The following is a 695-nucleotide window of genomic DNA, read 5'->3' as shown; positions in this document are numbered from 1 at the left end:
ATGGTAGAACCTCACTTATTAGAGCAGCTACTTCACCCTAAATTTGATGATAAAGCTCTAGCATCAAAACGCCCTCTTGGATCAGCGCTTGGAGCATCTCCTGGTGCTGCTAGTGGGAGAATTTACTTTGATGTTGAATCATTACTTGCAGCAAAAGCTCGAGGTCAAGAGAAAACTATATTAGTTAGAATTGAAACATCTCCTGAAGATATTGCCGGCATGAATGCTTGTAATGGTATTCTTACATTACGTGGAGGTATGACTTCACGTGCGGCTGTTGTTGCTCGTGGCATGGGTAAATGTTGTGTTTCTGGTTTAGAGTCTGCAAGAATTAATGAAGAAAAAAGAACTATTACTTTTGAGAGAGGTCAGGTTTTCACAGAAGGTGATTACTTATCTCTTGATGGAACAAAAGGTAATGTCTATAGAGGTATTATTAAAACTGTAGATCCTGAAGTTACTCAAGACTTCGAAGACTTTATGAAGTTTGTTGATAGCGTGCGTAAACTTCGTGTACGATGCAATGCAGATACATATAAAGATGCTTCTATCGCTAGAGCTTTCGGCGCTGAAGGTATTGGATTATGCCGTACTGAGCATATGTTCTTTGAAGAAGATCGCATCTCATATGTTAGACAAATGATTTTAGCAAAAGATAAAAGAGAAAGACAAAAAGCTCTAGACAAATTACTTCC

1 protein-coding gene is annotated in these 695 nt (G+C 38.4%); it reads left to right on the top strand.

Annotated elements, in window-relative coordinates; all coding sequences use genetic code 11:
- Nucleotides 1-695 (top strand): PEP-utilizing enzyme (locus DNK84_RS14080; RefSeq protein WP_268876914.1); only part of this gene is annotated, 695 nt, incomplete at both ends.

Source organism: Facilibium subflavum, assembly GCF_003574485.1.
Taxonomy (GTDB): domain Bacteria; phylum Pseudomonadota; class Gammaproteobacteria; order Francisellales; family Francisellaceae; genus Facilibium; species Facilibium subflavum.
The sequence above is the reverse complement of the archived record's forward strand: the minus strand, read 5'-3'. Positions and strand labels throughout refer to the sequence as shown.